This window comes from [Clostridium] symbiosum ATCC 14940 (assembly GCF_000466485.1).
GTDB classification, from domain to species: Bacteria; Bacillota; Clostridia; order Lachnospirales; family Lachnospiraceae; genus Otoolea; species Otoolea symbiosa.
In genome coordinates this window covers 1-756 of sequence record NZ_KE992815.1, presented here as the reverse complement: position 1 = coordinate 756, position 756 = coordinate 1, and the positions used below count along the sequence as shown (strand labels likewise).

Here is a 756-nt window from a genome sequence, read left to right as displayed (position 1 = left end):
TCTCGATTCGCTTCCCCCCTTGCCTCACCTCTGGACTCCATGATTATGCCATTTACTCCAACACCGGCCACCACTATTCCTACCGTCACTGCTGAAGCTCCTGCCACTACTGCAGTTCCCGATGCCGCCAGGGCTGCTGAGCCGCTTGCCGCTGTTCCTACGGAGAAGGAGCCACCTCCGCCCAGAAAGCCTGCTATTGAAGTTATTAATGAGGTCAGGGTGGTTAATCTTCCTACCTCTGCATACCAATCATCAAATAATGCCTTTCCCGTGTAATAGTATTGTGCATTAAAATATTTCTCTACCATCTCCTCTTCTTTGTTCTCAATTCCCCACTCTATCAGGGCTTGCACAATCCCATTCCATTCGACACTTGTTCTTCCATAGTATGCCATTTCACTCAGCATCCCTGCCAGTGTACTGATGATCGCTTCTGTCATCTTCTCTTTTGCACAATCATCTACTTCACTGTCCGCTTCTGCCATAATTGTAAGTGCCCCAAGCTTAATATAAACTGCACTGCTGTTATTGACACCATCCAATGCCTTGGTTATCGCATCATACAATCTTTTCTGAGCTTTACTCAAACCGGCTGCTATACGGTCCTTATGTTCTTTCCTGACCTCTGCTCTTATCGATTCATCATATCCGTCATAAATAGAACCGGGACGTTTACCGGGCTCTCTTCCGCTGGCCGTGTTCGAATATCCCCGGCTGTCATATCCACTCGGATCCACATAATTCGGCGCGCTCGAC

General features: G+C 48.0%; 1 protein-coding gene. It reads right to left on the bottom strand.

What is annotated here, in order from left to right:
- Positions 1-756: hypothetical protein (locus CLOSYM_RS22940; RefSeq protein ID WP_021640864.1), on the bottom strand; the 756-nt coding region annotated here is incomplete at both ends.